This window comes from Nucisporomicrobium flavum, from assembly GCF_016464385.1.
In the GTDB taxonomy this organism is placed as follows: Bacteria; Actinomycetota; Actinomycetes; order Mycobacteriales; family Micromonosporaceae; genus Actinoplanes; species Actinoplanes flavus_A.
The window spans coordinates 715,657-742,268 of record NZ_JADMLH010000001.1 but is presented as its reverse complement, the minus strand read 5'-3'; the positions used below and the strand labels follow the sequence as shown (position 1 = coordinate 742,268).

General features: G+C 74.1%; 29 protein-coding genes and 1 pseudogene. 17 read left to right on the top strand and 13 right to left on the bottom strand.

Annotated elements, in window-relative coordinates:
• Positions 1 to 91 precede the first annotated feature (91 nt).
• Positions 92 to 1,249, bottom strand: a complete 1,158-nt coding sequence (locus tag IT780_RS03505) for an FAD-dependent monooxygenase (protein WP_199509889.1) — start codon at positions 1,247 to 1,249, stop codon at positions 92 to 94.
• Positions 1,250 to 1,323: 74 nt separating this feature from the next.
• Here IT780_RS03505 and IT780_RS03500 point away from each other — a divergent pair, with 74 nt between their 5' ends.
• Together IT780_RS03500 and IT780_RS03495 are read left to right on the top strand one after the other, a co-directional pair.
• On the top strand, positions 1,324 to 1,938 hold the full coding sequence (locus tag IT780_RS03500) for a TetR/AcrR family transcriptional regulator (RefSeq protein WP_199509888.1): 615 nt from the start codon (positions 1,324 to 1,326) through the stop codon (positions 1,936 to 1,938).
• An 80-nt stretch (positions 1,939 to 2,018) separates the two neighbouring features.
• Positions 2,019 to 2,726, top strand: a complete 708-nt coding sequence (locus IT780_RS03495; RefSeq protein ID WP_199509887.1) for a VanZ family protein — start codon at positions 2,019 to 2,021, stop codon at positions 2,724 to 2,726.
• A gap of 15 nt (positions 2,727 to 2,741) precedes the next feature.
• On the opposite strand, the gene IT780_RS03490 is transcribed toward IT780_RS03495, so the two are convergent.
• Both IT780_RS03490 and ppdK read right to left on the bottom strand, forming a co-directional pair.
• Positions 2,742 to 3,323 carry a DoxX family protein gene (locus IT780_RS03490; protein ID WP_372443594.1) on the bottom strand — a complete coding sequence of 194 codons (582 nt, stop codon included), beginning with the start codon at positions 3,321 to 3,323 and terminating at the stop codon, positions 2,742 to 2,744.
• 162 nt (positions 3,324 to 3,485) lie between these two features.
• A complete protein-coding gene (gene ppdK / locus IT780_RS03485) occupies positions 3,486 to 6,152 on the bottom strand; it encodes a pyruvate, phosphate dikinase (protein ID WP_199509885.1) in 2,667 nt (888 codons plus the stop codon).
• A 217-nt stretch (positions 6,153 to 6,369) separates the two neighbouring features.
• Here ppdK and IT780_RS03480 point away from each other — a divergent pair, with 217 nt between their 5' ends.
• On the top strand, positions 6,370 to 7,029 hold the full coding sequence (locus tag IT780_RS03480; RefSeq protein WP_199509884.1) for an SRPBCC family protein: 660 nt from the start codon (positions 6,370 to 6,372) through the stop codon (positions 7,027 to 7,029).
• Between the two features lie 5 nt (positions 7,030 to 7,034).
• On the opposite strand, the gene IT780_RS03475 is transcribed toward IT780_RS03480, so the two are convergent.
• The 5 genes from IT780_RS03475 to IT780_RS03455 form a co-directional block, all read right to left on the bottom strand.
• Positions 7,035 to 8,483, bottom strand: coding sequence for a DUF4389 domain-containing protein (locus tag IT780_RS03475; protein ID WP_199509883.1), 1,449 nt, complete (start codon positions 8,481 to 8,483; stop codon positions 7,035 to 7,037).
• A 103-nt stretch (positions 8,484 to 8,586) separates the two neighbouring features.
• Positions 8,587 to 8,835: an SHOCT domain-containing protein gene (locus IT780_RS03470; protein WP_199509882.1), complete on the bottom strand. Its 249-nt coding sequence runs from the start codon at positions 8,833 to 8,835 to the stop codon at positions 8,587 to 8,589.
• An 88-nt stretch (positions 8,836 to 8,923) separates the two neighbouring features.
• A complete protein-coding gene (locus tag IT780_RS03465) occupies positions 8,924 to 9,892 on the bottom strand; it encodes an Acg family FMN-binding oxidoreductase (protein WP_199509881.1) in 969 nt (322 codons plus the stop codon).
• Positions 9,889 to 10,887, bottom strand: coding sequence for an Acg family FMN-binding oxidoreductase (locus tag IT780_RS03460; protein WP_199509880.1), 999 nt, complete (start codon positions 10,885 to 10,887; stop codon positions 9,889 to 9,891). Before IT780_RS03460 ends, IT780_RS03465 begins: the two co-directional genes overlap by 4 nt.
• Positions 10,888 to 10,940: 53 nt before the next feature.
• Positions 10,941 to 11,837, bottom strand: a complete 897-nt coding sequence (locus tag IT780_RS03455) for a universal stress protein (protein ID WP_199509879.1) — start codon at positions 11,835 to 11,837, stop codon at positions 10,941 to 10,943.
• A gap of 150 nt (positions 11,838 to 11,987) precedes the next feature.
• Between IT780_RS03455 and IT780_RS03450 the strand changes: the two genes are divergently transcribed.
• Complete coding sequence (locus tag IT780_RS03450; protein ID WP_199509878.1) at positions 11,988 to 12,680, top strand: CBS domain-containing protein; 693 nt, start codon at positions 11,988 to 11,990, stop codon at positions 12,678 to 12,680.
• Positions 12,681 to 12,727: 47 nt separating this feature from the next.
• Here the strand turns inward: IT780_RS03450 and IT780_RS03445 are convergent, their stop codons facing one another.
• A complete protein-coding gene (locus IT780_RS03445; RefSeq protein WP_199509877.1) occupies positions 12,728 to 13,021 on the bottom strand; it encodes a hypothetical protein in 294 nt (97 codons plus the stop codon).
• A gap of 127 nt (positions 13,022 to 13,148) precedes the next feature.
• Complete coding sequence (locus IT780_RS03440) at positions 13,149 to 14,150, bottom strand: Acg family FMN-binding oxidoreductase (protein WP_199509876.1); 1,002 nt, start codon at positions 14,148 to 14,150, stop codon at positions 13,149 to 13,151.
• Between the two features lie 201 nt (positions 14,151 to 14,351).
• Here IT780_RS03440 and IT780_RS03435 point away from each other — a divergent pair, with 201 nt between their 5' ends.
• Both IT780_RS03435 and IT780_RS03430 read left to right on the top strand, forming a co-directional pair.
• Complete coding sequence (locus IT780_RS03435; RefSeq protein ID WP_199509875.1) at positions 14,352 to 15,218, top strand: universal stress protein; 867 nt, start codon at positions 14,352 to 14,354, stop codon at positions 15,216 to 15,218.
• Positions 15,219 to 15,317: 99 nt separating this feature from the next.
• Complete coding sequence (locus tag IT780_RS03430; protein WP_199509874.1) at positions 15,318 to 17,783, top strand: glycogen/starch/alpha-glucan phosphorylase; 2,466 nt, start codon at positions 15,318 to 15,320, stop codon at positions 17,781 to 17,783.
• Positions 17,784 to 17,847: 64 nt separating this feature from the next.
• Here the strand turns inward: IT780_RS03430 and IT780_RS03425 are convergent, their stop codons facing one another.
• A complete protein-coding gene (locus tag IT780_RS03425; RefSeq protein WP_307831009.1) occupies positions 17,848 to 18,213 on the bottom strand; it encodes a DUF4440 domain-containing protein in 366 nt (121 codons plus the stop codon).
• A 118-nt stretch (positions 18,214 to 18,331) separates the two neighbouring features.
• On the opposite strand from IT780_RS03425, the gene IT780_RS03420 reads away from it, so the two are divergent.
• The gene (locus IT780_RS03420; protein ID WP_199509872.1) at positions 18,332 to 18,772 is read left to right on the top strand and encodes a universal stress protein; all 441 of its coding nucleotides are present in this window, start codon (positions 18,332 to 18,334) and stop codon (positions 18,770 to 18,772) included.
• Positions 18,773 to 18,939: 167 nt separating this feature from the next.
• Positions 18,940 to 19,629: a CBS domain-containing protein gene (locus tag IT780_RS03415; protein WP_199509871.1), complete on the top strand. Its 690-nt coding sequence runs from the start codon at positions 18,940 to 18,942 to the stop codon at positions 19,627 to 19,629.
• A 25-nt stretch (positions 19,630 to 19,654) separates the two neighbouring features.
• On the opposite strand, the gene IT780_RS03410 is transcribed toward IT780_RS03415, so the two are convergent.
• Complete coding sequence (locus IT780_RS03410; protein WP_199509870.1) at positions 19,655 to 20,536, bottom strand: universal stress protein; 882 nt, start codon at positions 20,534 to 20,536, stop codon at positions 19,655 to 19,657.
• Between the two features lie 374 nt (positions 20,537 to 20,910).
• Here IT780_RS03410 and IT780_RS42520 point away from each other — a divergent pair, with 374 nt between their 5' ends.
• The 9 genes and pseudogenes from IT780_RS42520 to IT780_RS03380 all read left to right on the top strand — a co-directional run bounded on the left by IT780_RS42520 (position 20,911) and on the right by IT780_RS03380 (position 26,139).
• Complete coding sequence (locus tag IT780_RS42520; RefSeq protein WP_267909896.1) at positions 20,911 to 21,039, top strand: hypothetical protein; 129 nt, start codon at positions 20,911 to 20,913, stop codon at positions 21,037 to 21,039.
• Between the two features lie 27 nt (positions 21,040 to 21,066).
• Positions 21,067 to 21,372 carry a 2TM domain-containing protein gene (locus IT780_RS03405; protein WP_199509869.1) on the top strand — a complete coding sequence of 102 codons (306 nt, stop codon included), beginning with the start codon at positions 21,067 to 21,069 and terminating at the stop codon, positions 21,370 to 21,372.
• Between the two features lie 22 nt (positions 21,373 to 21,394).
• Complete coding sequence (locus IT780_RS03400; protein WP_199509868.1) at positions 21,395 to 21,907, top strand: ferritin family protein; 513 nt, start codon at positions 21,395 to 21,397, stop codon at positions 21,905 to 21,907.
• A 16-nt stretch (positions 21,908 to 21,923) separates the two neighbouring features.
• The gene (locus IT780_RS03395) at positions 21,924 to 22,421 is read left to right on the top strand and encodes a Crp/Fnr family transcriptional regulator (RefSeq protein WP_233412061.1); all 498 of its coding nucleotides are present in this window, start codon (positions 21,924 to 21,926) and stop codon (positions 22,419 to 22,421) included.
• 66 nt (positions 22,422 to 22,487) lie between these two features.
• Positions 22,488 to 22,634 (top strand): hypothetical protein, encoded by a 147-nt coding sequence (locus tag IT780_RS03390; RefSeq protein WP_199509867.1) that lies wholly within the window; start codon positions 22,488 to 22,490, stop codon positions 22,632 to 22,634.
• Between the two features lie 18 nt (positions 22,635 to 22,652).
• Positions 22,653 to 23,294: a hypothetical protein gene (locus IT780_RS03385; protein ID WP_199509866.1), complete on the top strand. Its 642-nt coding sequence runs from the start codon at positions 22,653 to 22,655 to the stop codon at positions 23,292 to 23,294.
• Complete coding sequence (locus IT780_RS42515; protein ID WP_267909927.1) at positions 23,264 to 23,389, top strand: hypothetical protein; 126 nt, start codon at positions 23,264 to 23,266, stop codon at positions 23,387 to 23,389. Before IT780_RS03385 ends, IT780_RS42515 begins: the two co-directional genes overlap by 31 nt.
• Before the next feature lie 63 nt (positions 23,390 to 23,452).
• Positions 23,453 to 23,626, top strand: a pseudogene (locus tag IT780_RS41530) (cation-transporting P-type ATPase); the annotation flags it as partial.
• 221 nt (positions 23,627 to 23,847) lie between these two features.
• Positions 23,848 to 26,139 carry a cation-translocating P-type ATPase gene (locus tag IT780_RS03380; protein WP_199509865.1) on the top strand — a complete coding sequence of 764 codons (2,292 nt, stop codon included), beginning with the start codon at positions 23,848 to 23,850 and terminating at the stop codon, positions 26,137 to 26,139.
• Here IT780_RS03380 and IT780_RS03375 read toward each other — a convergent pair.
• A complete protein-coding gene (locus tag IT780_RS03375; protein WP_199509864.1) occupies positions 26,134 to 26,508 on the bottom strand; it encodes a hypothetical protein in 375 nt (124 codons plus the stop codon). The two genes, IT780_RS03380 and IT780_RS03375, sit on opposite strands and share 6 nt — an antisense overlap.
• Between the last annotated feature and the right edge of the window lie 104 nt (positions 26,509 to 26,612).

Here is a 26,612-nt window from a genome sequence, read left to right as displayed (position 1 = left end):
ACCTTTGCTGGTCGGCAGCCGGGCGGGCGGGGCGTAGCGGACATGGCGGGCGACACACCCGGGCCGGCGGGCGGCTCGGGCGGCGCCGGAGTCAGTCCCGGCCGGCTGCGGTCCGGGCAGGTCCGCCCGGCGCCGGGCGGAGCAGGGTCCGCGCGGCGAAGTTGCGCACGGCGATGCCGGCCCGGGTGCGCGGCACGATCAGCGCGGCTGCCGCGTGCATGGTGACCTGCTTGCGGCGGGTCAGCCGGCGGTGCTCGCGCTCGTAGCGGGCGAACGCGGCGGCCGGGTCACCGTGCGCGCCGGCGAGCGCGTCGGCCAGCGTGCGGGCGCCGGCGATGGCCAGGCTCGAGCCGTCGCCGAACAGCGAGACGCAGGACGCCGCGTCGCCCAGCAGCGCGATGCGGCCGCGCGACCAGGCCGGCATCGCGACCCGGCTGACACTGTCGAAGTACAGCTGCGTGGTGCGTCCGGCCCCGGCGAGCAGCTGCGGGACGATCCAACCGGCACCGGCGTACGCCTCCGACAGGATGCGCCGCTGCCGGTCGGTGTCGCGGTGGTCGAGCCCCGCGACCGCCGCGCGCCGGAAGATGAACGCGGCCATGGCCTCGCCGGCGCACGGGTGCACCGACACGAGCCGCCCCGGCAGGTTGTACATGACCACGTCGTGCGGGTGCTCGAGGGCGCCGCGCCACGGGATCGTGGCGACGTAGACACCCAGGTGGCGCACGTACGCCGATTCCGGCCCGAAGGCGAGCCGCCGCACGGTGGAGTGCAGGCCGTCGGCGCCGATCACCACGTCGAAGCGGCCCGGCCGGCCCCGCTCGAACGTCACATCGACCCCGCCGGCGTCCTGCCGCAGCGTGGTGATCGTGTCGTCGAAGCGGAACTCGGCGTGCGGGGCTGCGGCGTCGTGCAGGATCCCGGCGAGGTCGGCGCGGGGGAGCTCGATCTCCCGGGTGCCGGCGGCGCTGCGGGACGCGGGGGTGCCGACGCGGAGGCCGGGCCGGCCGTCCGGGTCCAGCACGAGCATCGACCGGGCGTGGGTGGCGGCCGCCCGCAGCCGGGGGACCAGGCCCATGTCCTCGACCACGGGCAGCGCCGGGCCGCGGACGTCGACCGGGTTCCCGCTGGACCGCAGGCCCTCGGCGCGTTCGATGACGGTGGGCGACCAGCCGTGCCGGGCCAGCCAGTACGCCAGGGCAGGACCGGCGACACCGGCCCCGGAGATCAGTGCGGTGGGTGAGGTCATGCCGACACGATATCCGCACTGAGTGCAGAATTGCAATGAGTGCAGATATGCAGTGGGTGCCGTACGATGCGGGTATGGCACCGGAGACCTCCCTTCGCGAGCGCAAGCGCGCCCGCACCCGCCAGGCCCTGGTGGAAGCGGCCACCGATCTGTTCGAGCGGCACGGGTACGAGCAGACAACCGTGGCCGACATCGCGGCCGCCGCGGAGATCGGCACGCGGACCTTCTTCAGCTACTTCGCCAGCAAGGAGGAGCTGCTGTTCCCGCACGGCGACGCCCGCATCCGGGCCGCTGTCGCCTCCATCGCCGAGCGGCGCCCCGGCGACGAGCCTGCCGACGTGCTGCTGCGCGCGCTGCACCTGGTCGGTGACGACAACGACGACCTGACCGGACGCCTCGCCGCGCTGCGCCTGCGGCTGATCCGGGACGTGCCCTCGGTGCGCGGCAAGGCCCTGCAGGTGCAGGCCGACGGTCAGCGCGAGATCGCCCGGCACCTCGCCGCCGCCTTCCCCGACCGGCTCGACGAGGTGCAGGCCGCCGCGCTCGTCGGGGCGTTCATCGGCGCGGTCACGGGAGCCCTGCAGGTGCTGCTGGAGGACGAGGACCTCCCGGAGGACCCGGCGACCGTCCAGGCTGCCGTGGAGCGCGCGACCGCGACGGCGCTGCAGCCGTGGATGGCGGCGCGGTAGGGCCCGGCGCTTTATGCCCGCCATACGCGCCACCCGGAAGGATCGGCCGCCGTTGTCCGTACGGACACGAGGAGGTGGCGATGCGAGAACAGCTCGACCTGGCGCTCGGCCGGCCGGGCGCCGTCCAGCTGCTGGTGTGCTGCGCCGTGGCGGCCGTGGTGTTGTTCCTGCCCCTGGCCCGGCTGCTCGGATGGCGTCCTGGCTGGACCCTGCTCGCGTTGCTGTCCCTGGCGCCGATCCTGGTCTTCACGGTGCCCGTGGAGGCGCCGGGATGGCAGGACGGGGCCGTGTACCGGGTCGGCGGGTACGTGCGCTCGTACCTGCACGCCGCGACGTTCCACGCCGAGCTGGACGCCCCGACCGCGCCCGACGAACGCACGGCGAACCTCCTGCTGTTCGTCCCACTCGGCTTCTTCGGCGCCCTCGCCACCCGGCGCGCGGTCTCCACCGCCGTGGCCGGCGCGGCTCTGTCGTTCGGCATCGAGGGCTGGCAGGCGGTCAGCGGCGTCCGCGACGCCACGGCCGCGGACTGGCTCTACAACAGCGGCGGGGCGCTGATCGGCGCGGCCGCCGGCCTTGTCGTGCTGGGCCTGATCCGGCTGACACCCACCGCCCCGCCCGCGACGTCGCCCGCCCCGCCGCTCGAGCCCGCTTCGCCGCCCGCCTGGGCTGCCCCGCCGCTCGAGCCGACGCTGGAGTTTCCCGCTCACGAGGACGAGACCACGGTGAATTTGAGTCCCGTACACAGCAGGAACGGCGGCACCCGGGTGGGGGTGCCGCCGTGGTGATCGAGCGGTAGGTGCTTACTTCAGCCAGGGCAGGCGCTGCACGATGCTGAGCTTGTTCCAGAGCTTGCCGAGGCCGAGGGTGTTGCCGGCCGCCGTGAGGGCCAGGACGATCAGCACGCCGGCGTAGACCAGGTGGTCGTCCATGAAGGGGTTGTTCTCCGGGGGGAGCACCGCGGTCCACATCATGACCAGGAGCAGGCTGCCCGCCACCGCGGCGACGCGCAGGCCGATGCCGAGGATGAGCGCGGTGCCGATCGCGGCGAGGCCGAGCATGAACATCCAGTCGGCCCAGGCCGCGCCGGCGATGTTGTGGTAGAAGCCCTCGAACGGGCCGCTGACGGCCTTGCCGAGGAAGCCCTTGGTGGGGCTGCCGCCGTCGATCCAGGCGCCCTTCGCGGGGGTGGCCATGCCGAGGCCGAAGAGCTTGTCGATGAAGGCCCAGAGGAAGATCCAGCCGAGCGCCAGCCGGAGTCCGGCGAGGACGTAGCGGGTCGCCTTCGCGGCCGTGGTCTCGCGCGCCGGGGTGACGGCCGGGTCGGTCGCGGGGGTGACGGTACGGGGGGTGGTGGGGTGGGTGGCGGCGGTCATGACGTCCACGTCCTTCCGGTTCTCTTTGACACTTCAATGAAACGCCCGGAGCGCCGCCGCCGTGAGGGCCGCCGTGCCGCAACCGGCGGGACCTTGGACCCGTCCGATCCGGGACCCCGGCGCGCCGACGGGCCCGGGCATGTCGCCCGGGCCCGCCGTCGTTACCGCTGCTCAGCGCGTGTCGGAGCCGCCCGCGGTGGACACGGCGGCCCGGCCGGCCTCCAGGCGCGCCACCGGCACCCGGAACGGCGAGCAGGACACGTAGTCCAGCCCGGCGTCGTGGAAGAACCGCACCGACGCGGGGTCACCGCCGTGCTCGCCGCAGACGCCCACGGTCAGCTCGGGACGCGCGGCCCGGCCGCGTTCCACGGCGATGCGCACCAGCTCGCCGACGCCGCTCGTGTCGAGGGTCTCGAACGGTGACGATGCGAAGATGCCCAGCTCCAGGTAGCGGCCGAAGAACGCGGCCTCCACGTCGTCGCGGCTGAAGCCCCACGTCATCTGGGTGAGGTCGTTGGTGCCGAACGAGAAGAACTCGGCGGCGTGCGCGATCTCCCCGGCGGTCAGCGCCGCCCGGGGCACCTCGATCATCGTGCCGATCCGGATCGGCGGGGCGCCCTCGACGCCGGCGAGGATCGACTCGGCTTCGTGGCGTACCGTCTCGAGCTCCTGGATCGCGCCGACCAGCGGAACCATGATCTCCGGGTGGGGATCGCCGCCCGCGGCGACGCGCAGCGCGGCCGCCTGCGCGATCGCGCGTACCTGCATGGCGAACAGGCCGGGCACGACGAGGCCGAGGCGGACGCCGCGCAGGCCCAGCATCGGGTTCTGCTCGTGCATGCGGCGTACGGCGGTCAGCAGGGTGGCGTCGCGCCCCGGGTCCTCACCGAGCGCCTCGGCGCGGGCGACCCGGGCGGTGAGCTCCTCCAGCGCGGGCAGGAACTCGTGCAGCGGCGGGTCGATCAGCCGTACCGTCACCGGCAGGCCGTCCATCTCGGCGAACAGCTCGACGAAGTCGTCGCGCTGCAGCGGCAGCAGCGCCGCGAGCGCCGCCTCCCGCTCCTCGTCGGTCTCGGCCAGGATCAGCCGCTCCACCAGTTCCCGGCGCTCGCCGAGGAACATGTGCTCGGTACGGCACAGGCCCACCCCGGTCGCGCCGAAGCGACGGGCGCGCGCGGCGTCCGGGCCGGTGTCGGCGTTGGCGTGCACACCCAGCCGGCGTACCTGATCGGCGTGGGCCATGAGCCGCTCGACGGCGCTCAGCAGCGGGTCGCCGGCGGACGTCAGCTCGCCCTCGAAGAACTGGACGACGGGGGAGGGGTGCACCGGCACCGCGCCGGCGTACACGCGCCCGCTGGTGCCGTCCACCGAGATGGTGTCGCCGGCGCGCAGGACGGTCCCGTTCACGGTCACCGTCTCGGCCTTGGTGTCGATGAGCAGTTCCTCGGCGCCGCAAACGCAGGTCTTGCCCATGCCGCGAGCGACCACGGCCGCGTGCGACGTCTTGCCGCCGCGGCTGGTCAGGATGCCCTGGGCGGCGATCATGCCGGGCAGGTCGTCGGGGTTGGTCTCGCGGCGCACGAGGATCACCGGCCGGCCGGCCGCCGCCGCGTGCGCGGAGTCGAAGACGATCTCGCCGACCGCCGCGCCGGGGGAGGCCGCGACGCCCGTGGTCAGCGCGGCGGGGGCCGCCGCGGTGTCGAAGCTCGGGAACATCAGCTGGGCCAGTTGCTCCCCGCTGACCCGGCGCAGCGCCTCGTCGAGCGTGATGAGCTCCTCGTCGACCAGCTGCGCGGCGATGACGAACGCCGCCGCGGCCGTACGCTTGCCGACCCGGGTCTGCAGCATCCACAGCTTGCCGCGCTCGATGGTGAACTCGATGTCGCACAGGTCCGAGTACCGGTGCTCGAGCTTGTCCATGATGGACAGAAGCTGCCGGTAGCTCAGCGGGTCCAGCGTCTCCAGTTCCTGCAGGCCCACAGTGTTGCGGATGCCGGCCACCACGTCCTCGCCCTGGGCGTTGGACAGGTAGTCGCCGTAGACGCCGCGCTTGCCGGTCGCGGGGTCGCGGGTGAAGGCCACGCCGGTGCCCGAGTCCGAGCCGCGGTTGCCGAACACCATCGCCATCACGTTCACGGCCGTGCCCAGGTCCTGCGGGATGCGCTCCTGACGGCGGTACAGCACGGCCCGCTCGGCGTTCCACGACTGGAACACCGACGCGATCGCCAGGTGCAGCTGCTCGTGCGGCGCCTGCGGGAAGTCGCGGCCGGTGTGCTCGGCGAAGACCTTCTTGTACGCCTGCACCAGCTCCTGCAGCGCGGTCACGCCCAGCTCGGCGTCGGACCGCACACCGGCCTCGGCCCGCGCCGCGCTGAGCTCCGCCTCGAACTTGTCACCGGGAACGCCGACGACGGTTTTGCCGAACATCTGGATCAGCCGCCGGTACGAGTCCCAGGCGAACCGTTCGTCGCCGCTCTGCGCCGCCAGCCCCAGCACGCTGGAGTCGTTCAGCCCGATGTCCAGGATCGTCTCCATCATGCCGGGCATGGAGAAGCGGCCGCCGGAGCGCACGGACAGCAGCAGGGGGTCGCGCGCGTCGTCCAGGTTCTTGCCCATCCGCTGCTGCACCAGCCGCAGGTGGTCCTCCACCTCGGCGAGCAGGCCGGCCGGCAGGGCGCCGGTGCGCAGGTACTCGCGGCACGCCTCGGTCGTGATGGTGAAGCCGGGCGGCACGGGCAGGCCCATCCGGGTCATCTCGGCCAGGTTGGCACCCTTGCCGCCCAGCAGATCCTTGAGGTCCTTGTTGCCCTCGGCGAAGTCGTACACGTACCTGGTCATCCGGCTCACCCTCACTCGTTCGGTCGGCTGGTCCGACTCGGTCGTACCGCGGTGCGGGTCCCGGCCAGTAGGGCCGCCCGGCCCGTAGCGCCCGGACAGGGGCCGCCCGGCCCGGTCCGCCCGCCTGACGGCCCGGCCCGCACGCCCGGCGCACACGGGCATTTCGGCCCTGCCCGGCGGCCGGGTGGCGGGGCAGGCTCGGAGCCGAGGAGGGATCATGGACAGGCACGGTCTGACGACGGGCAGGCACCTCGGGAGCGCGGCGCTGGTCGCCGCGTCGACGGCGATGCTGTACTCGCCGCCGGTACGCCGGTGGAGCCTCACGTACGGGGCCACGGCGGAGGAGGCGCTGCTCCCGCTGCCCGGCGACGAGCTGCTCGAGGACCCGGACGTCGTCTCGACCCGGGCGATCACCATCACGGCCGGGCCGGCGGCGGTGTGGCCGTGGCTCGTGCAGATGGGCAGCGGCCGCGGGGGCGCGTACACGTACGACTGGATCGAGAACCTCTTCGGGCTCGACATGCACAGCGCCGGCCGGATCCTGCCGGAGTTCCAGCACCTGAGCGTCGGCGACGTGCTGCCGCTGGGCCCGGACGGGCCGGGCATGCGCGTCGAGATCTGCGACGTGGACCGCACCCTGGCCTTCCGCTCCGAGGACGGCGCCTGGGTGTGGATCTTCGACCTGCGCGAGTACTGGCTCGGCACCCGGCTGATCAGCCGCAACCGGATCAGCCTGCGCGCGATGTCGCGGCCCGGGCGGCTCGTCAGCCGGCTGGTGGTGGAGCCGGGCAGCCTCATCATGGAGCGCCGGATGCTGCGCGGCATCAAGGAGCGCGCCGAGGCGTACGCCCCGGCGCGCCCGGTCCTACCGGTCTGAATGTCTCAGGTGGAGGCCGCCACCGGGGTACGCGGCGCCGGCTGCGGCGGAGTGCCCGCCGGCGGTGGGGGCGGTGGCGGTCCGGCGTGGCGGCGGCCCAGCCCGGTGCCGCCGACGACGATCAGCAGGACCGCGAGGATGCCGGCGACGATCCCGCCGATCAGCAGCCCCGCGCCGAGGCCGGTGAGGTCCGGGACCTGCACGGCACCGCGGACGTCGGCGGAGACACCCGGGGAGCCGTCGGCGTTGGCGAGCACCACGGTGAAGTCGCCGTCGGTGACACGCCAGGCCATCTGTGCCCCGGTGGCCCCGTTGGCGGAGCCCAGCCAGAAGTCCTGTGCGGACGGTGCCGGCACGGACCGCACCGCGCCGCCGGCCCGCTCGTACCGGACGGTCGCGCCGGTCACGTCGGTGATCCGGTCGCGGGCCGAGCCGGCCAGCCAGCGGTCCACGTCGGCGCGACGGCCGATACCGACGAACACCGGCCGGCCGGTGGCGCTGTCGGCGGTGATCCGGATGCCACCCACGTCGGCGAGCAGACGGGTCCACTCGTCGGCGTTCTCGACGGTGATGTCCTCCGTGGTCACCGCGGCGGTCGCGGTGCTGACCTGCAGGGCCGGTCCGGTCACGTACCCGGAGCTGTCGCGGGCGCTCTCGAACGCCAGCAGGCCACCGCCCGCCACGCCGGCGCCCATGGCCGGCACCAGCAGGACCACGCCGGCCAGCAGCGCGATCACCGGGCCCGCGACCGAGCCGTCCTGCGCCGCCCGGTGCACCGGCGGGCCGTCCGGCGGGTCGTCCGGGCCGTCGCCCGGCTCCCGCTCGCCCTGGTCCAGCCGGAACGGCGGGTACGGCGTCAGCAACGCGAGATACGCGATGACCCGCAGGTTCCAGCGCGCGATGCCGACGAGCAGGTCGTACAGGCCCCGGGGGTAGCGGCCGGTGAAGAGCAGCGCGAAGCCGGCGACGAGCACGGCGGCGGCGACCACGCTGATCGGCGCGTTCGCGGTGGTGTCGCCCCGGCCGACCGTCCAGGTGGCGGCGCCGGTGAGCGCCCCGAGGATCACGAGGTGCGGGATGGCGAACAGCCACGCGACCAGCGGCAGCCATCGCCGCGGCCGGGCGGGCTCGTCGAGGTGGAGCCGGGCCGGATGGTCCGGCACGTCCGCCAGTGTGAACGGCGGGTACCGGTCGGTGCCCAGCGCCTGGTAGCCGTAGTAGTTGACGCGCCACGACCAGCGCAGCACGCCGACGTTGTACGCCTGGATCGCGTGCGGATACCTGCCGGTGATCAGGACCGCGAGGTACGCGACGACTGTGAGCACGAGGAAGCCCACCCAGAGCACGACGAGGATCAGGATGTGCGGGATCAGCAGCAGCCACTTGACGAGCCACAGCCACCGGCTCAACGGCTCGTCCCGGCGTGCCTCGACCCGCAACGGATAGCGGTTCATGACACCTCCTGCAACGGTCGCCCTCAGCAGACCGCCGCCGCCGGTGTCTCCGGCAGAGCCGCATGTCCCGTCTCCGCCGGACCCCCGGCCGGGACGCCTGCCGTCACCGTCGCGCGGCTCGCAGAGCGTGCAAGCGCTGCTCGTACTCGGTGGTGTCGATGTCGCCGCGGGCCAGCCGGTCGGCCAGCACCCGCTCGGCGTCCGCCGCCGGGTCGCGGGGCGCCGGCAGCGTGGTGTCGTGCCCGGTGAGCGGGCGCACGATGACGACGACCACGAGCGTCGCGAGCAGCGCCACCGTGAGCAGCATCAGGATCCAGCCTCCGGCGCCCATGCCGTGTCCGTAGAACATCATGGTTCCGGTCCTTTCTGTGCGGCTGCGTCCATGCTGATCCGCGTACCCCGCGGCGGCACGGGCCGAACGACCCGATCCTGCGGGGACGCTAGCGCTCACCCACGATCAGGTCGTCCAGGTCGCGGCGCGGAGTGGGGCGGCCGGGGTCGCCGTACCCGATGCGCAGCGCCATCTGCGGCGTGCCGGAGCGGCGCAGCGACTGACGCAGGTGCTCGCGGGCCGTCGGCACCTCGATGGGCTGCGAGATCATCGAGCAGGCCAGCCCCGCGTCCGTGACGGTCAGCAGCACCCGCTGCAGCATCTGCCCGGCGGCGATCTGGTCGACCGGCCGGTTCCCGTTCGTGCCGAGGATCGCGATCAGCGGCTCCGCCTCGAAGTCGTGGCCGGGCGCGCGGCGGCGCTCGGTGAACGGCCGCTTGGGCAGCAGGTCCTGCGGCTCGGTGACGGGCGCGCCGGCGGTCGCCGGCACCCCGTCGCGGGCGGCGTCGGCGTGCGTCCAGGTCGCCATCTCCGACCGGTACGCGGGGTCGCGCCGCAGCACCCGGTCGGCGCTGCGGGCGATCTGCGCGAAGCCGCTGAGCGCGGTCATCCCGACGAGCAGGTCCAGCCAGCCGCCCTCGGCGTGCGCGGCGTCGATGATCCGGATTCGGGCCTCCGACGGCACCGGGTCCGGCCAGAACGGGCGCCGGTTGCTGCAGCGGCGCGGGATCGCGGCGAACAGTTCCTGCTCGGCGTACGTCGCCGGGCGCGGCGCGGCCGGGATCAGGCGCGCGACCACGTCCGGCTCCGACGGGTACGGGCGCAGCTCCCCCTGCGCCGGCGTGCCGTTGACCGCCAGCGCGAGCTGGGCGTTGTACGCGGCCGCCCCGCAGGCGATCCGTACCGCCCAGCCGGTGCTGTCGGCGATCGCCAGCTGCCGTGCCGGGTCGCTGAGCACCTCGATGCCGCCGTCGCGCAGCCGGAACAGCCAGGGCTGGCTGTTGTGCAGCGACGGCGCCCGGACGGCAGCCGCGGCGGCGATCCGCAGGGTTGCTGCGTCGTACGATGCGGTGGTCATGGCTGGACCTCGATGACGTCCTCGGCCCGCCGGCGCGGCGCCGGCGGCAGGGGTTCGGTGGTGTCGCCGTAGCCCAGGCGCACGACGACGTAGGGGACGCCGACGCCCGCGAGCAGGTCGGTCAGCAGCCGGCGCGGCCACTCCACCTCGATGGTGTCGCTCAGCGGCGCGGTCGCCAGCCCTTCCGCGGTGGCGCCCAGCAGCAGCGCGGACAGAGCCTCACCGCCGCGCAGCAGGTCCTCGGGCCCCTCGGTGAGCCCGAACAGCACGACGTAGGCGGCGCCCAGGTCGAAGCCGTCGCCGACCGGCAGCCCGGGGGTCTCGCCGGGCGCGTAGTCGCGCACCGGCACCCGGCGGGGTCCCTGCCGGACCGCGGTCGCGGCGGGAACGCCGTCGCCGCTGCCCTGCGGCCGGTGCGTCCACTGCTGCAGCTCCTCCCGGTACGCGGAGTCCTGCAGCTCGGCGTTCGCGGCGTGCGCGGTCGAGGTGGCCAGCATCGGCATCTGGTCGCGTCGCACGACGTGCAGGTACGCCCCCTCGCCCTCGACCGTGCGGCGCAGCTCGTTCAGGGTCTGCTCGGGCACGCCCCGCTCGGAGTAGGCGCGCCGGTCGGTGCGCCGCCGGGGCACCGCCTCGACCAGACGCCCGGCCTCGGGGTCGGGCGCCTGCCGGCCGGTGACCGTGACCAGCGCGAGCAGGTCCGGCTCGCCGCCCTCGGGCCGCCGTACGACGTGCGCGGTCCAGCCGGCGGCGGCCAGGGCCACCCGGGCGTGGTGCAGCGCGGCGCCGCAGCTGAGCAGCAGCAGCCGCCCGTCGGGGTCGGTGGCGCGCAGCGCGCGGGAGGAGTCGGCGTACAGCGCGAGGGTGTCGCCGGTGAGGCGCCAGCGCCACGGCTGGGTGTTGAAGACGGACGGCGCATGCAGGGACACGCGGGCCGCGGCCTCGAGCGCCTCGGCGGCGTCCGAACGGGCCGGCCGGTCGTTTCGTGTGGTCATGGTGGGAACCTCCTGCCTTCTTCTCACACCGTGCCGGGGCGGTCACCCGCAGGTCAGGGCCGAAAGTCCCGGGATGACGGGCCCATGCCGCGGGTACGGACCACCAGCACCGGGCAGTCCGCGTGGTGGAGCAGGGACAGGCTGGTCGAGCCGAGCAGCGTGCCCGCGACCGTGCCGTGCCCGTGGCTGCCCACGACCAGCAGGCGCGCCTGCCGGGAGGCCGCGGCGAGGGCGCCCGCGGCGGGCTGGTGCGACATGGTGAGGGTGGTGCTGACCTGCGGGAACTTGTCCTGCCACGGGCCCACCACGGTGTGCAGGCGCTCCCGTTCCCCGTCGTCGTCGAAGTACGCCGGGGCCGCCGCCGGCACGGTGCCCACCCACGGTGTGACGGCCGGGGTGCAGCTGTGCACCACGCGCAGCTCGGAGCCGAGCGCCTCGGCGGTCTCGTACGCCTGCTGCAGCACCAGCTCCCCGCGCGCCGAGAGGTCGACGCCGGCGGCGACCGGCCCGTCGCCGAGGTCTTCCCGGCCCCGCACGACGACGACCGGGCAGGAGGCGTGCACGGCGACGCGCCGGCTCACCGATCCCAGCAGCAGCCCGGCGAGCCCGCCGCGGCTGCGGCTGCCGACGACCACGAGCGCGACGGTGTCGGAGACCTCGACGAGGTGCGACGCCGCGTCGCCGATCAGCGCGTCCGCCTCCAGCCAGATACCCGGCGCGACGGCCCGGGCCTGGTGCAGGGCGGCGGAGGTGACCGCGTCGGCGAGCTGCCGGGCGGCGTCGGCCGACCCGCTGCTGCAGCCCTGCCGCGACGAGTCGTAGTCCCAGTCGAAGCAGTGCACGATGCGCAGCAGGACGTTGCGCCGCGCGGCCTCCGCGGCCGCCCACCGCACCGCCGCCGCCCCGGCCATCGTGCCGTCGGTGCCCACGACGATGTCGTTCCGTGCCATGGCGTGCTCCTTTGCGCCGGCTCCCCTCATCGTCGGCCGCCCCGCCGCCGCGGGACAGGGGCAGCCGGTCCCGCCCCGGCGGGCCTGTCGGCCCTGACGTCCGACACCTGGTCGCCGTAGCGTCGGAGGTGGAACAGAAGGAGGAACGCCATGAGACTGTGGCGGGTGGACGACGTGATGACCAGAGACGTCGTCGCGGTCCAGACCGGCACGCCGTACCGGGCTGTGGTGGATCTGCTGATCAGCCGGCGGGTGAGTGCCGTGCCGGTGGTCACCCGGTTCCAGCGGGTGGTCGGGATCGTGTCGGAGGCCGACCTGATGCACAAGGTCGAGGCGGCCGGAGGGGAACCACGGCTCGTCCTGGGCCGCCGGCGCCGCGCCGAGCAGGCCAAGGCCGGGGCGCGGACGGCCGGGGACGTGATGACCTCCCCGGTGGTGACGGTCCTGCCGTCGCTGTCCGTCGCGGCTGCCGCCCGCCGGATGCACCAGGCCCAGGTCAAGCGCCTGCCGGTCGAGGACGAGCTGGGCCGGTTGATCGGCATCGTCTCCCGCGGCGACCTGCTCAAGGTGCACCTGCGCATCGACGAGGACATCCGCCGCGACGTGGTGGACGAGATCCTGCCGCACGCGCTCGGCGCCCCGGACGCCACGGTCCGCGTGGAGACCCGGGACGGCGTGGTGACGCTGCGCGGACGGGTGCACTTCCGGTCGGCCGCCGAGCGGATCGCCTCGCTGGCCCGCCAGGTGCCGGGCGTCGTGGGCGTCGCCGACGGGCTCACGTACGACGTGGACGACAGCATGATGGTCGGCTCGGATCTGGGTACGCCGTTCGGCGTCGCCTGACCCCGTACGCGACGAGGAGGCCGGCAGCTCTGCCGGCCTCTTTCAGATCAGTCCACCCAGCGATGGGCGCGCAACTCATGGCGCGCCTGGTGGCGGCTGCGGCGGCGCTCCGTGCGCTTGATGTGGCTCCACTCGCGGTATCCGTCGTTGTCGTAGCGACGAAACCAGTTCCACGCGGTGGCACCCCAGCGGCAGCGGCCGTCACGCGCCATGCCGTCCGGGGTGACCCGCTCCGGCAGCGTGCACGGGCCGAACCGATGGTCATGACGGGGAACGCACGTCACCATCGGGACGTCGGCCAGCTGCACCCACCGGGGGCGGGTCTTGTCGGTCCTGCTCATACGGGCACCTTCCGGCTCCGTGACGCCCCGGGCCGGGGCGGTCACTAGATCGGGTGCACCGTCATCACCTCACTCGTCCATAACCTCACTCGTCGCATGGACCGCCTTCGAACGGTACCGCGCCCGATCACCGGATCGGCAGCTGCGGGACCGACGAGATCACCTCGGCTGCCGGCCGGCGCGGCACCGGCGGCAGCTCGGAGTCGGCAGCGCGGTGGCCGAGCCGGATGACGAGGAAGGGCTCGCCCGGCCCGCCGAGCATCGCGCGCAGCAGGTTGCGGGGCCAGCTGACCTCGACCGCGTCGCTCAGCGGTGCGGTGGCCAGGCCGCACGCGGTGGCCTCCAGCAGCAACGCCGACAACGCCTCGCCGCCGCGCAGCAGGTCCAGGGGGCGGTGCGCCAGGCCGAACAGGACCGCGTACGCGGCCCCGCGGTCGGTGCCCGGTCCCGGGTCGAGGTCCGCGCCGCCGTCGGGGTCGAAGTCGCGTACGGGCACCGGGCGGCGGGTCGGGTGCACGGAGGTCTCCGCGGGGATCCCGTCGCCGCTGCCCGCCGGCCGGTGCGTCCACGCGTCGAGCTCCGCGCGGTAGTCGCGGTCCGAGGTCTCCGCGTCGGCGGCCAGCTCCTCCGAGGCGGCCAGCAGCGGCACCTGGTCCGGGCGTACGAGGTGCAGGTACGCGCCCTCCAGCCAGACCAGCCGGCGCAGCGTCGTCAGGGTCTGCCGCGGCACCGGCACGTCGTCGAAGGGCCGCCGGTCCGTACGGCGCCGCGGCATCGCCTCGGTGAGCGTCCGGGCGTGCGGGTCCGGTGCGCCGCGCTCGCCGATCTGCACCACGGCCAGCAGGTCGGGGTCGGCCGCATCGGGCAGCCGCCGCACGACGGGCGTCCAGCCCTCGGCGGCCAGCGCGGTCCGCGCGTGGTGCAGCGCGGCGCCGCAGCTGAGCAGCAGCAGCCGGCCGTCCGGGTCGGTGTCGGGCAGCTGCCGGCTGTGATCGGCGCGCAGCGTGAGGGTGTCGCCGGAGAGCAGCCACTGCCACGGCTGGGTGTTGAAGACCGACGGCGCGAGCAGCGCGGCGCGGGCCGCCCTGCTCAGAGCGGTACGGACAGCGGTAGCGGACGTGGCCATCATCGCCGCCTCCTCGTTTTCGGTGTTCGGGTGTTTCGCGACGTTCTGCCGCCAGCGTCGCCGCCGCGCCGTCCCGGAGATCAGAGTCGTCCGGCCCCTTCCCGCGGGACCTGCGGCGAGCGTGCCGTGACCGGGCTGCGGGAACCGGCCGGCATGGACTTTCGGCCCTGGGCCCGCCCGCGCCGCGCGAGCGACGCTGGAACCATGACCGGACACGCAGCTCGACTGATCCTCGGCTTCGACGGCTCCCCGGCGGCCACGGCCGCCATCGACGTGGGAGCGGTGCTGTTCCCGGCCGCGCACGCGGGCATCGTCCACCTGTGGACGCCCCCGTTCGCCAGCGACACGCTGCGGCGGCGGCTGTGGACCGGTACCGCCGGGGTGGACCGGTTCGTCGAGGCGGTCGAGCGCGAGGGAGTCCGGGAGGCCGAGCGCATCGCGCGCACCGGCGTCGTGCTCGCCGGCGCCGCCGGCTGGGAGGCCGAGGCGGTCGTCGAGCGCACGTACGGCGGCGACGGCGTGCAGTTCGCGGAGCTGGCCGACAAGCTCGACGCCGACCTGCTCGTGGTGGGCTCGCGCGGGCTGGGCGGCACCAAGGCGCTGCTCGGCAGCGTGTCCGACATGGTCGTGCACTACGCCCGGCGGCCGGTGCTGGTGGTGCCGCACCCGCTGCTGGCGGCCGAGTCCGCCGCGCTGGCCGCCGGCCCGGTCGTCATCGGGTGGGACGGGTCGGCCGGCGCGCACGCCGCGCTGGTCGCCGCGGGTCACCTGTTCGCGGGCCGCGAGATCATCCCGGTCACCGTGGAGGACGGCGCGGGGCACGGCCCCGAGGTCAGCGGGCGCGCGGTCACCGTGCTGCACCGCGACGGCCTCCTGCCCGCCACCGGCCGGTCGACGGCGGGGGCGCTGTCCTCGTACGCCCGCTCACGCGACGCCGCGGTCCTCGTGGTGGGCTCGCGTGGGCGCTCGGCGGTGGAGGAGATCGTGCTCGGTTCCGTCGCGATGGCTACGCTGCACCACGCGTACCGGCCGGTTCTCGTCGTGCCCCGTAGCACGCCGCGCGGACGGTAACAAAGGTTTCACCGCAAAGCGGTGTGTCGGTGGCCGGGACCATCGATACTCGAGACGGTCGCCGGCGTGGCGACGTTCCGAACGGGGAGAAGATCGTCTGTGACCGACGTACGGCCGGCAGAGGTAGCTCAGTGCGACTGCAAGACGCCCGGCGAGTTCCAGCGGGAGCTGCTGCGTAACCTGTACTACCAGCGCGGCACGACCATCCAGTCGGCGAGCGCCCAGGACGTCTACCAGGCACTCTCGATGACGGTCCGTGACCGCCTCGTGGAGCGGTACCTGCGCACCACCGCGGCCTACTACGAGACCAACCCCCGGTTCGTCTACTACTTCTCCGCCGAGTACATGTTCGGCCGCCAGCTGCGGCAGAACCTGCTGTATTCGGGCACGCTCGACAGTGCCCGGGCGGCGCTGGACTCCCTGGACCGCGACGCCGACGAGGTCGGCGGCCTGGACGTGGAGCCGGGGCTCGGCAACGGCGGCCTCGGCCGGCTGGCCGCCTGCCTGATGGACTCGCTCGCCACCGGCGACATCCCCGCGGTCGGGTACGGCATCCGCTACGACTTCGGCATCTTCAAGCAGGAGTTCGCCGGCGGCGCGCAGGTGGAACGGCCGGACGACTGGACGTACTACGGCAACCCGTGGGAGTTCCACGCCCCGGACGACCAGCAGCCGGTCGGTTTCTACGGCCACACCGAGGCAGCCGGGGGGCAGCGCGCGCGGTGGGTGCCCGGCGAGGTCGTGCTCGGCGAGCCGAGCCACATGCTGGTGCCCGGGTACGGCACCGGCACGGTCAACATCGTGCGGCTGTGGAAGGCGCGGGCCGGGCGCGAGGCGTTCGGCCTGTCCCTGTTCGGCGCGGGCCGCTACGGCGAGGCCGTCGAGCAGATGGTCCGCTCCGAGAACATCAGCAAGGTGCTCTACCCGGACGACAGCACCGAGCTGGGTCGCGAGCTGCGGCTCAAGCAGCAGTACTTCCTCGTCTCGTGCTCGCTGCGCGACATCGTGCGCCGGTTCCGGCTGCGCAACGAGGGCTGGGACGCGTTCAACGACAAGGTCGTCATCCAGCTCAACGACACCCACCCGGTGATCGCCATCCCCGAGCTGATGCGGGTCCTCGTCGACGAGGAGGGGCTGGACTGGGACCGGGCCTGGGAGATCACCCGGCGCACGTTCGCGTACACCTGCCACACCCTGCTGCCCGAGGCGCTGGAGACCTGGCCGGTGCCGCTGCTGCAGCGGCTCCTGCCACGGCACATGGAGATCATCTTCCTGATCAACCACTTGTTCCTGCAGGACGTGGCGGCCCGCTTCCCCGGCGACGTCGACCGGCTGCGGGCTCTGTCGATCATCCAGGAGGGCGGCGAGCAACGCGTACGCATGGCGCACCTCGCGGTGATCGGCAGCTTCGCGGTCAACGGCGTGGCGGAGCTGCACTCACGCCTGCTCGCCGAGACCACCCTGCACGCGTTCGCCGAGCTGTGGCCGGACCGCTTCCACAACGTCACCAACGGCGTCTCGCCCCGGCGCTTCATGCTGATCGCCAACCCCGGGCTGACCGGCCTGATCAGCTCCCGGCTGGGGGACCGGTCCTGGCTGCGCGACCTGGACCGGCTCGCCGGGCTCGAGGACGCCGCGGACGACGCCGGCTTCCGGGACAGCTGGCGCGCGGTCAAGCGCCGCAACCGGGAGACCCTCGCCGCGCACACGCTGGCCACGACCGGGGTGAGCCTCGACCCGGACGCGCTCTGCGACGTGCTCATCAAGCGCTTCCACGAGTACAAGCGCCAGCTCCTGCGGGTGCTGCACGTGATCACCCTCCACCAGCGCATCAAGGCGGGGGACCTGAGCTCGGTCGTACCCCGGACGGTGATCTTCAGCGGGAAGGCGGCGCCCGGCTACCAGGCCGCCAAACAGATCATGCACCTGGCCAACACGGTCGCGGCCGTCGTCAACGCCGACCCGGACGTCTCGCCGTACCTCAGGATGGCGTTCCTGCCGGACTACAACGTGAGCCGCGCCGAGCTCATCATCCCGGCCGCCGACCTGTCCGAGCAGATCTCGCTGGCCGGCAAGGAGGCCTCCGGCACCGGCAACATGAAGCTCGCCCTCAACGGCGCGCTGACCATCGGCACGCTCGACGGCGCCAACGTGGAGATCCGCGACCGGGTCGGCGCGGAGAACTTCTTCCTCTTCGGCATGGACGCCGCGCAGGCCGCCGAGCTGCGCGCCGGCCCGTACGACCCGCGCGCCTACTACGAGGCCGACCCGGAGCTGCGGGCCGCCGTCGACGCGATCGCCTCGGGCCCGTTCGCCGGCCCCGGCAGCGGCGCGGTGGTCGCCGACCTGCTGGGCCGCGACGAATACCTGACGATGGCCGACTACCGCTCGTACGTCGACTGCCAGGACGAGGTCGCGAAGGCCTGGCGCGACGAGGACGGCTGGACCCGGGCATCCATCCGCAACGCGGCGCGCAGCGGCTTCTTCTCCTCGGACCGCACGATCCGCGACTACTGCCGCGACATCTGGCAGGTCAAGCCGCTCCCGGTCCCGGAGCAGGGCTGACGGTCGCAGCGCCGGCCGGCCGCGTGCCGGCCGGCCGCGTGCCGGCCGGCCGTCGCGGCCGGCCTCACTCGCCGCCGAGCGGGCTGAACTGGATGCCGGCCAGCCGCCAGCCCTCGGGAAGCTCGACCCAGGTCTGGCTGACCCGCACGGCCAGCGCCATCTCCTGCCCGCGCCAGACCGACCGGCTGCGCTGGACGCATCGGACGATGGCGGCGTGCCCGTAGAAGGACACCTCGACATCGCTGCTCTCCAGGCTCGCATAGGCGAACTCGGCGAACTTGCCGACCCACCGGGCCTTGTCGAGGACGTACCCCTGCTCGCCGATGGACCGGAAGTCATCGGCCAGCAACGCGTTCAGCGCGTCGGCGTCCGCGCGGAGCTCGGCCTCGTCGAAGGCGCGCTGGAGTTCCTGGATGGGTGCTGAGGTCACGAGCGGATCCTGCCCGCTGCCCACGCCGGTTGTCACCCGGCGACAGGACGTCCGGCCCTGATCGGCCGCCCCGGCCCGGCTCACACTGCAGGTGAGAGCCGGTACGGAGGTGAGCGGCATGACCAGGGAGTTCGAACCCGGCACGCGGCACGACATCGTGGTCGGCGTGGACGGGTCGCCGGCGTCGGTGACCGCGTTGCGGTGGGCGCTGACGCAGGCACGGCTGACCGGTACGGGGATCCACGCCGTGACCGCCTGGGAGTTCCCGCCCGTGTGGGGCTGGGGGCCGCCGGCGGTGCCGTACACGGACATCGAGGTGACGGCCAAGGAGATCCTGGAGACGGCGCTCGAGGCGGCGTACGGCGACGACCCCGGCGTTCCGCTGCACCGCAGCGTGGTGGCCGGCCATCCGGCGCAGGTCCTGCTCGACGCGGCCCGCGAGGCGCCGCTGCTGGTGGTGGGCAGCCGCGGCCACGGCGGCTTCGCCGGGACGCTGCTCGGCTCGGTGAGCCAGCGCTGCGCGCAGCACGCCCGCTGCCCCGTCGTCATCGTGCGCTGACCGCACTGCACCGAAGGACCGGACGAGCGGACGCCGTCCGGTCCTTCCTCGTGTCCGGGGCGGGATCGGGCGTGGTGCCGAGGTCCCGCGGGTTTGGGACTGTCGGCCCTGACCGGCCTGCCGCCGGGCTCCTAGCGTCGGAGGTGACGCGACAAGGAGGTCTCCTGATGAAGAACTGGCATGTGGACGACGTGATGACCACGTCGGTTGTCACAGTTCCCGAGGAAGCGCCGTACCGGGCGGTGGTCGATCTGCTCATCCGGCACCGGCTCAGTGCCGTACCGGTGGTGGACGACTTCCAGCGGGTGACCGGCGTGGTGTCGGAGGCCGACCTGCTGCGCAAGATCGAATACGCCGGCGACGAGAAGCCGCGGTTGTTCGAGGGGCGGCGCCGGCGCGGGGAGCGGGTCAAGGCCGATGCCCGTACCGCGGCCGACCTGATGAGCGTCCCGCCGGTGACCGTGCTGAAGGGTACGCCGATCCCCGCCGCCGCGCGGCTGATGGAGCGCGAGGGCGTCAAGCGGCTGCCGGTCATCGACGACCTGGGCCGGCTCGTCGGCATCGTGTCCCGCGGCGACCTGCTCAAGGTGCACCTGCGCCCGGACGACGACATCCGCCGGGACGTCGAGGAGGGCATCCTGCGCATCTACCTCGCCGAGAACGTGCTGACCGTCAAGGCGACCGTGGCCGACGGTCTCGTCACGCTCAAGGGTCACGTGGACCGCTGGTCCACGGCGGACATCGCGAAGCGGCTCACCCGTCAGATCGCCGGGGTGGTGGACGTGGTCGACGAGCTCGAGTACGACTACGACGACAGCAACGTGCTGGGCACCGGCATCGCGTACGGCATCGCCTGACGGCCGGAGAGGGGCGCGGTGCCGGTCACGGCGCCGCGCGGACCACGGCGACGGGGCAGGCCGCGTGGTGGATGAGGTGCTGGCCCACCGAGCCGAGCAGGAGCCCCGGGAAGCCGCCGTGGCCGCGGCTGCCGACGACGATCAGGCGTGCCCGCCGGGACCAGCCCAGCAGGGCCCGCGCCGGGGCTCCCCGGTGCAGGTCGCGCTGGATCCGGACGTCCGGCCAGAGCTGAGCCGTGCCGGCCAGGGACTCGGCGAGGATCCGCTCCTCCTCGTCCCGGGCCGCCGCCAGCTCGTACGCCAGCGGCACGAGCTCGCCGGCCCCGAGCGTGGGCGGCAGTCCCCAGGCGTGCACCGCGACGAGGTCGACGCCCTGCAGGGAGGCCTCGCGCGCGGCGAACTCCAGCGCGCGCTGCGATGCCGCGGAACCGTCGATGCCGACGATGACCGGGCCGGCCGCGTCGCGGCGGCGCCGGGCGATCAGCACCGGGCAGGAGGCGTGCGTGGCGGTCTGTACCGCCACCGAGCCCACGACCAGGCCGCGGAAGCCGCCGGAGCCGCGGTCGCCCACGACCAGCAGGTCGGCGTGCCGGCTCTCGGCCAGCAGCGCCGGCACCGGCAGGTCGGTGATGATCTCGGTGGTGATCCGGGTGCCGGGCGCCGTCTTGGCGGCGAGCCGTTCGGCGTCGGTGAGCAGGCTGCGGGCCTCGTCGCGGAAGGCGTCCAGGGCCGGGTACGGCGACGCCGGCGGCACAGCGAGGCGGGCCAGGGGCCACAGGAACGCGTGCACGATCCGCAACGGCCGGTGCCGCAGGGCCGCCTCGGCCGCCGCCAGTTCCACGGCGTCGTTGCTGCGCGGGGAGGTGTCCACCCCGACGACCACGGGAGCGCCGGTGACGCTCTCCATCGCGTTCACCTTCTCTCCGTCCGGTATGGACGAACGCCCGGTGTGGACGAGACGCCGCCGGGGCCCGCGTGGCGCAGCGGCCGGGCCAGGTCCCGTCCTGACGACGGTGGGTCTGGTGGCGCTCCGGCCATCGCATCTGTCTCCTCGGCCCGGTCGCTACGTCCGGGCTCCGGTGGCGTCAGGGCCAGCATCGCCCCGCCGGGTCGCCGGCGACAGGGCCGTTCGACCCCTCCGCCGAGCCCCGGCCGGCGGGCCGCCGCGGCGGACGGAAGTCCCGGCGGTCCCGGACTCCCGACTCTGTCCCGGGGGCCGGGCACCGGACACCATCAAGGCACGGGGACGCCGTCGTCCCCGTGCCGAGGGAGTTGAGTGCGATGTCGCTGCTCGTCGTCGTCATCCTGGCCGTCCTGGCCCTGCTCATCGTGGCCGGGCCGGTGCTGGAGGACCTCATCGACCGCCTGACGCCGCCGCATCGGCGCACGGCCCGCCATGGCCGGCGCTGAGCCGACCCCCCTCGAAAGGAGGACGTCATGACCACCACCTTCCACCCCACCGGGATCACCCCGGAGGACGACACGGCCGAGCTGCGCGAACTCGCCGTGACCCGGTTGCGCAAGAGGCGCGAACTGCAGGCGCACGTGCTCGCGTACGTGCTGGTGAACCTCTTCCTGAACGGCATCTGGCTGGTCACCACGCCGGGTGGCTTCTACTGGCCGATGTTCCCGCTGTTCGGCTGGGGGATCGGGGTCGCGTTCCACATCTGGGACGTGCTCGCCCCCGAGAACCCGCCGGAGGACCGCATCCGGCGCGAGATGGACCGCCTCAGCCGTCGCTGAGCCCGACCCACCGGAGGATCCGATGCCGACCGCCGCCCCGAGCGAGGCCTGGCGCGACCGCGCCGGCTTCTGCGCCCCGGACCGGGCCGTTCTGCCGAGCGGCCCGGTGCCGCCCGCGCAGGTGGCGCTGCTGATCGAGCTGGCCCAGCGCACGAAGCTCGGCCACGATCTGCTCGCCGTCTTCGCCGACCGGTACGCCGCCTTCCCCCACTCGGCGCCGTCGCAGACCCGTGAGCTGACCGCGCTGCGGCAGCTGCTCGAGCGGCACGGGCTCGCCGACCCGTCGGCGGGGCTGGGCGCCGGGCTGTTCGCCGATCCGGGCGTGCAGGCCCGCTACGACCGGTACCTGGCGGAGGGCCGCACCGGCCGCGCCGCGGCGCTGGACGTGGTGCGCCGTACCGCCGCCGAGGTCGTCCGCATGCTCGACGATGCCCGGCCCGGGCTCGCCGCCCCCGACGTGCGGCAGGTGTGCCTGCACATCCTGCTGGCCGCACACCGGCAGATCCGGGTCGCTCAGGCCTGGAGCTCGCATTAGCGCATCGGAGGACACCATGCCGCCCCTGACCGTCTTCGACCGTCTCGCCCTGCACCCGTTCGTCGGCGACCTGCCCACCAACTGGCTGCAGAAGCTCGCCTCGTTCGGCCGCCCCACGCTGCGTCATCCCGGCCACCGTCTCTTCCACGAGGGGGCGCCGGCGAACACCTTCTGGCTGCTCACCTCGGGAGCGATCGCCCTGGACTTCCAGGTGCCCGGCCGCGGCAGCATCGTCATCGAGCGCCTCGAGTCGGGTGCGCCGGTGGGCTGGTCGTGGCTGCTGCCGCCGTACCGGTGGTCGGTGGGTGCGGTCGTGGCCGACGAGTGCCACGCCATCGAGTTCGACGCCCCACAGGTGCGCCGGCTCATGGCCGAGGACGCCGACCTGGGGCGCGAGCTGGCGATGCGGTTCGTCGGGGTGCTCGCCGACCGGCTCACCGCCTCGCGGGTGCGGCTGGTCGAGCTGTACGCGTACCCGGCGGGCCCGGAGCAGGCAGAACGGCCCGTGACCTGAGGCCCTGCGCCCCTGAAAGGCGCGGCCCGTGGCGGCGTTGGATGGAAGCGGACAGAGGAGGACGTCATGACGAAGCGCCGGATGATCGCTCTGGGCGGTTCCACCCTGCTGCCGCTGACCGGGCTCGTCCTGGCCGTGGTCGGCTCGGTCCTCACCGCGGCGGTGGAGTCGGTGGCTCACCACCCGGTAGGCGCCCCGGCCCGCCGCCACTGAGCCGCGGCGGGTGACGGCATGACCACATCGACGGCGGTGCCGGTGCTGAACCGGGCCGCGCTGTACCGCGTCTGGGTCCGTACGGTCACGGTGGCGGAGTTCCTCGGCTTCGTGGTGCCGGCCTGTGCCGGCGCCCTGCTGGCCGACGCGGACGCCGCCGTGGCGCTGCCCGTCATCCTCGCCGCGGGCGCCGTCGAGGGCGCGGTGCTGGGCGCCGGCCAGGCGGCCGTGCTGCGCTGGGCGCTGCCGCGGTTCCCGTGGCGCCGCTGGGTCGCCGTGACGGCGGGCGCCGCCGTGGTCGCGTACCTGATCGGCATGTCGCCGTCGACCTTCGCCGGTGTCTGGCAGAGCTGGCCCGTGGCGGTGACCGCACCCCTGGCCCTGATCCTCGGCGTGGCCCTGCTGTGCTCGATCGGGTTCGCGCAGTGGACGGTGCTGCGCCGCCTCACCGCCCACGCCGGCTGGTGGATCACCGTCAGCGCCGTTGCCTGGCTCGCCGGGCTGGCGGTGTTCCTGCTCGTCACCATGCCGCTCTGGCACCCAGCCGCCTCACCGCCCACGCCGGCTGGTGGATCACCGTCAGCGCCGTTGCCTGGCTCGCCGGGCTGGCGGTGTTCCTGCTCGTCACCATGCCGCTCTGGCACCCAGGACAGGCGCTGATCCTGATCATCGCCATCGGGACAGCCGGTGGCCTGGCCATGGCCGCGACGATGGCGGCGGTCACCGGGGTGGCGGTGCGGCGCCTGCTGCCGTAGGACCACCGGGTGCGGGCCGCCCGGCCCTGTCCGTCCCGCGCCCGCGGTGGAAAGCCTGGAGTCATGACGCAGACGACGACGGCACCCGGCCCGGTCGACGAACGGCGTCCCCCCGTCGAACTCTTCCGGGACCTGCGTACCGGTCCCGCCGGGCTCGGCGCGAGGGAGGCCGCCCGGCGGCTCACCGTGTACGGCCCCAACGAACTGTCCCGCCGGGAGCGCCGGCGCTGGCCGCGCGAGCTTCTCGCCCAGTTCACCCAGCCCCTGGCCGTGCTGCTCATGGTGGCCGCGGTGCTGGCCTGGCTCGGCGGCACCCCGGCGCTGGCACTCGCCGTGGTGGCGGTGATCCTGCTCAACGCCGCGTTCGCGTTCGCGCAGGAGATGCAGGCGGAACGGGCCGTGGAGGCGCTGGCGGCGTACCTGCCGGTCTCGGCGCGGGTGCTGCGCGACGGGGTGCTGTGCGACGTACCGGCGGGGAGCTGGTGCCCGGCGACGTCCTGGTGGTCGAGGAGGGTGACCGGATCTGCGCCGACGGCCGGCTGGTGGACGGGGCGCTGTCGGTGGACCTGTCGGCGCTCAACGGCGAGTCGGTCCCGGCGTCGCGGTCGGCGGACGCGGAGGTCGTGGCCGGGCCGCTGCTCGAGGCGCGCGAGATGGTGTTCAGCGGGACGGTGTGCACCGCGGGGGAGGGCCGGGCGGTGGTCACCCGGACCGGTATGCACACCGAGATCGGCCGGATCGCCGCGCTCTCGCAGCGGGGCCGCGGGGAGCCCAGCCCGCTCGAGCGCCAGGTGCGCCGGGCCACCTGGGTCATCGCGGCCGTGGCGGTCGCCGCCGGGGCCGCGTTCCTGCCCATCGGCGTGGTCGCCGGGCTGGGCTGGGCCGCGGCCATCAGCTTCGCCATCGGCCTGATCGTGGCGAACGTGCCCGAGGGCCTGCTGCCGACCATCACCCTGGCTCTCGCCGTCGGCGTCCGGGAACTGGCCCGCGTCGGCGCGGTCGTCAAGCGGCTGTCCGCGGTGGAGACCCTCGGATCCACGGCGGTCATCTGTACGGACAAGACGGGCACCCTGACCGAGAACCGCATGCGGGTGTCCCGGATCTGGCTGTACGGCTCCGAGCTGGACGCGGCGGCCGCACGCGGCGACGGGCGGGCACGGGAGCTGGCCACCGCGGCGGCCCGGTGCACCACGGCACGGGTGGCGGGGGACGGCGCGCCGCACGACACCGGCGACCCGATGGAGCTGGCCCTGCTGCGCTTCGCGGACCAGCTGGCGGTCCCGGTGCACGCCGCCGAGCGCGACGCCGAGCGGACCTTCCTGTACGCCTTCGACAGCCGCCTCAAGCGCATGTCCACCGTGGACGGCGCCCGGGTGCACACCAAGGGCGCGGTGGAGTCCGTCCTGCCGCTGTGCGACCGGGTCGTGGGCCCCGGCGGGCACAGCGTGGCGCTCTCCGCCGAGGTGCGCGCGCAGCTGCAGGCCGCCGTCGACCGGTACGCCGCCGCCGGCCTGCGGGTGCTGTCGGTCGCGTACGGCTTCGTCGGCGCCGGTCGCACGCCGGAACGCGACCACGCCGAGGCCGGCCTCACGCTGCTCGGGCTGCTGGCCCTGGCCGACCCGCTGCGCGACGGCGTCGCCGAGGCGGTGGGCGGAGCGCACCGGGCCGGCATCCGCATCCACGTCATCAGCGGCGACTACGGGCCCACGGCGGCCGAGATCGCCCGCCAGGCGGGGATCGGCGGCGGGCGCGTCGTCACCGGCACGGAGCTGGAGGCGATGAGCGAGACCGAGCTCGACCGGCTGCTCGCCGGGGACGAGGAGATCGTCTTCGCCCGCTCCACGCCGGAGGGCAAGCTGCGCATCTGCGAGGCGCTGCGCGCGGCCGGCAAGGTCGTGGCCATGACCGGGGACGGGGTCAACGACGCTCCCGCCCTGCGGCACGCCGACATCGGCGTCGCCATGGGCCGCTCCGGCACGGACGTCGCCCGGGAGGCCGCCACGATGGTGCTCACCGACGACAACTTCGCCACCATCGTCAAGGCGGTGCACGCCGGGCGGCGGGTGTACGACAACGTCCGCAAGTTCGTGCTGTACATCTTCGCGCACGCCGTACCCGAGGTGGTGCCGTTCCTGATCTTCGCGCTCTCCGGCGGGGCCATTCCGCTGCCGCTGACCGTGCTGCAGATCCTCGCCATCGACCTGGGTACGGAGACCTTGCCCGCCCTGGCGCTGGGGCGCGAACCGGCGGAGCCGGGGCTGATGCGCCGCCCGCCGCGCTCACCGCGCAGCGGGGTCATCGACCGGCGCCTGCTGCTGCGCGCCTGGGGTCTGCTGGGCGTGACGTCGGCGGCGCTGGTCATGGCGGGGTTCTTCTGGTCGCTGTGGCGGGCCGGCTGGCAGCCCGGCGCGGCGACGGGTCCGGGCTCCGCGCTGCACGGCGCGTACCGCGAGGCCACCACGATGACGTTCGCCGGCATCGTCGCCTGTCAGCTCGGCACCGCGTTCGCCGCCCGCACCGACCGGGCCTCGCTGCGCTCGATCGGGGTGTTCACCAACCGGCTGCTGCTCGGCGGGATCGCGTTCGAGCTGGTCTTCGCCGCGGCCGTGATCTATCTGCCGCCGCTGCAGGCCCTGTTCGGCACCGCGGCGCTGGGCCCGGCGCACCTGGCGTTCCTGGCCCCGTTCCCGCTGCTGGTGTGGGGAGTGGACGAGCTGTACCGGCGCCGGGCACGACAGCGGACGTCATGACGGCCGGTGGGGCGGCGGCTGCAGGTAGCCGGCGTGGTCGAGCAGCTGGGTGCCCCACGTCAGCAGCACCAGCGTGATGAACGCGCCGAGCAGCAGCTGCCCGAGGGGCGTGTCGCCGAGGAGCACCGTGACCACGCCGAGCGCCAGGGCGGCGACGGCGAAGCCGACCTCCACCCGGCCGATCAGCGTACGGACGGTGATCCCGCCGGCGACCACGAACACGCCGCCGGCCACGACCAGGGACAGCGCCGCCATGGTCGCCACGTTGCCGACGTACGGCTCGCGCCCGCGGACGAGCAGTGTCGCGTACGGCGTCAGGATCACTCCCATCATCAGCGCGGCGACGGCGTCGCGCAGGCTGAGCCTCATGGTCGCCACCCCCTTCCGGCCTCCCTGTCCAGCCTGCTCCCGCCGCGCCCCGCGGGTAAGGGCCGGAGGTCACGGCCGACCGTGTGCGGCCGACCATCGGCGTC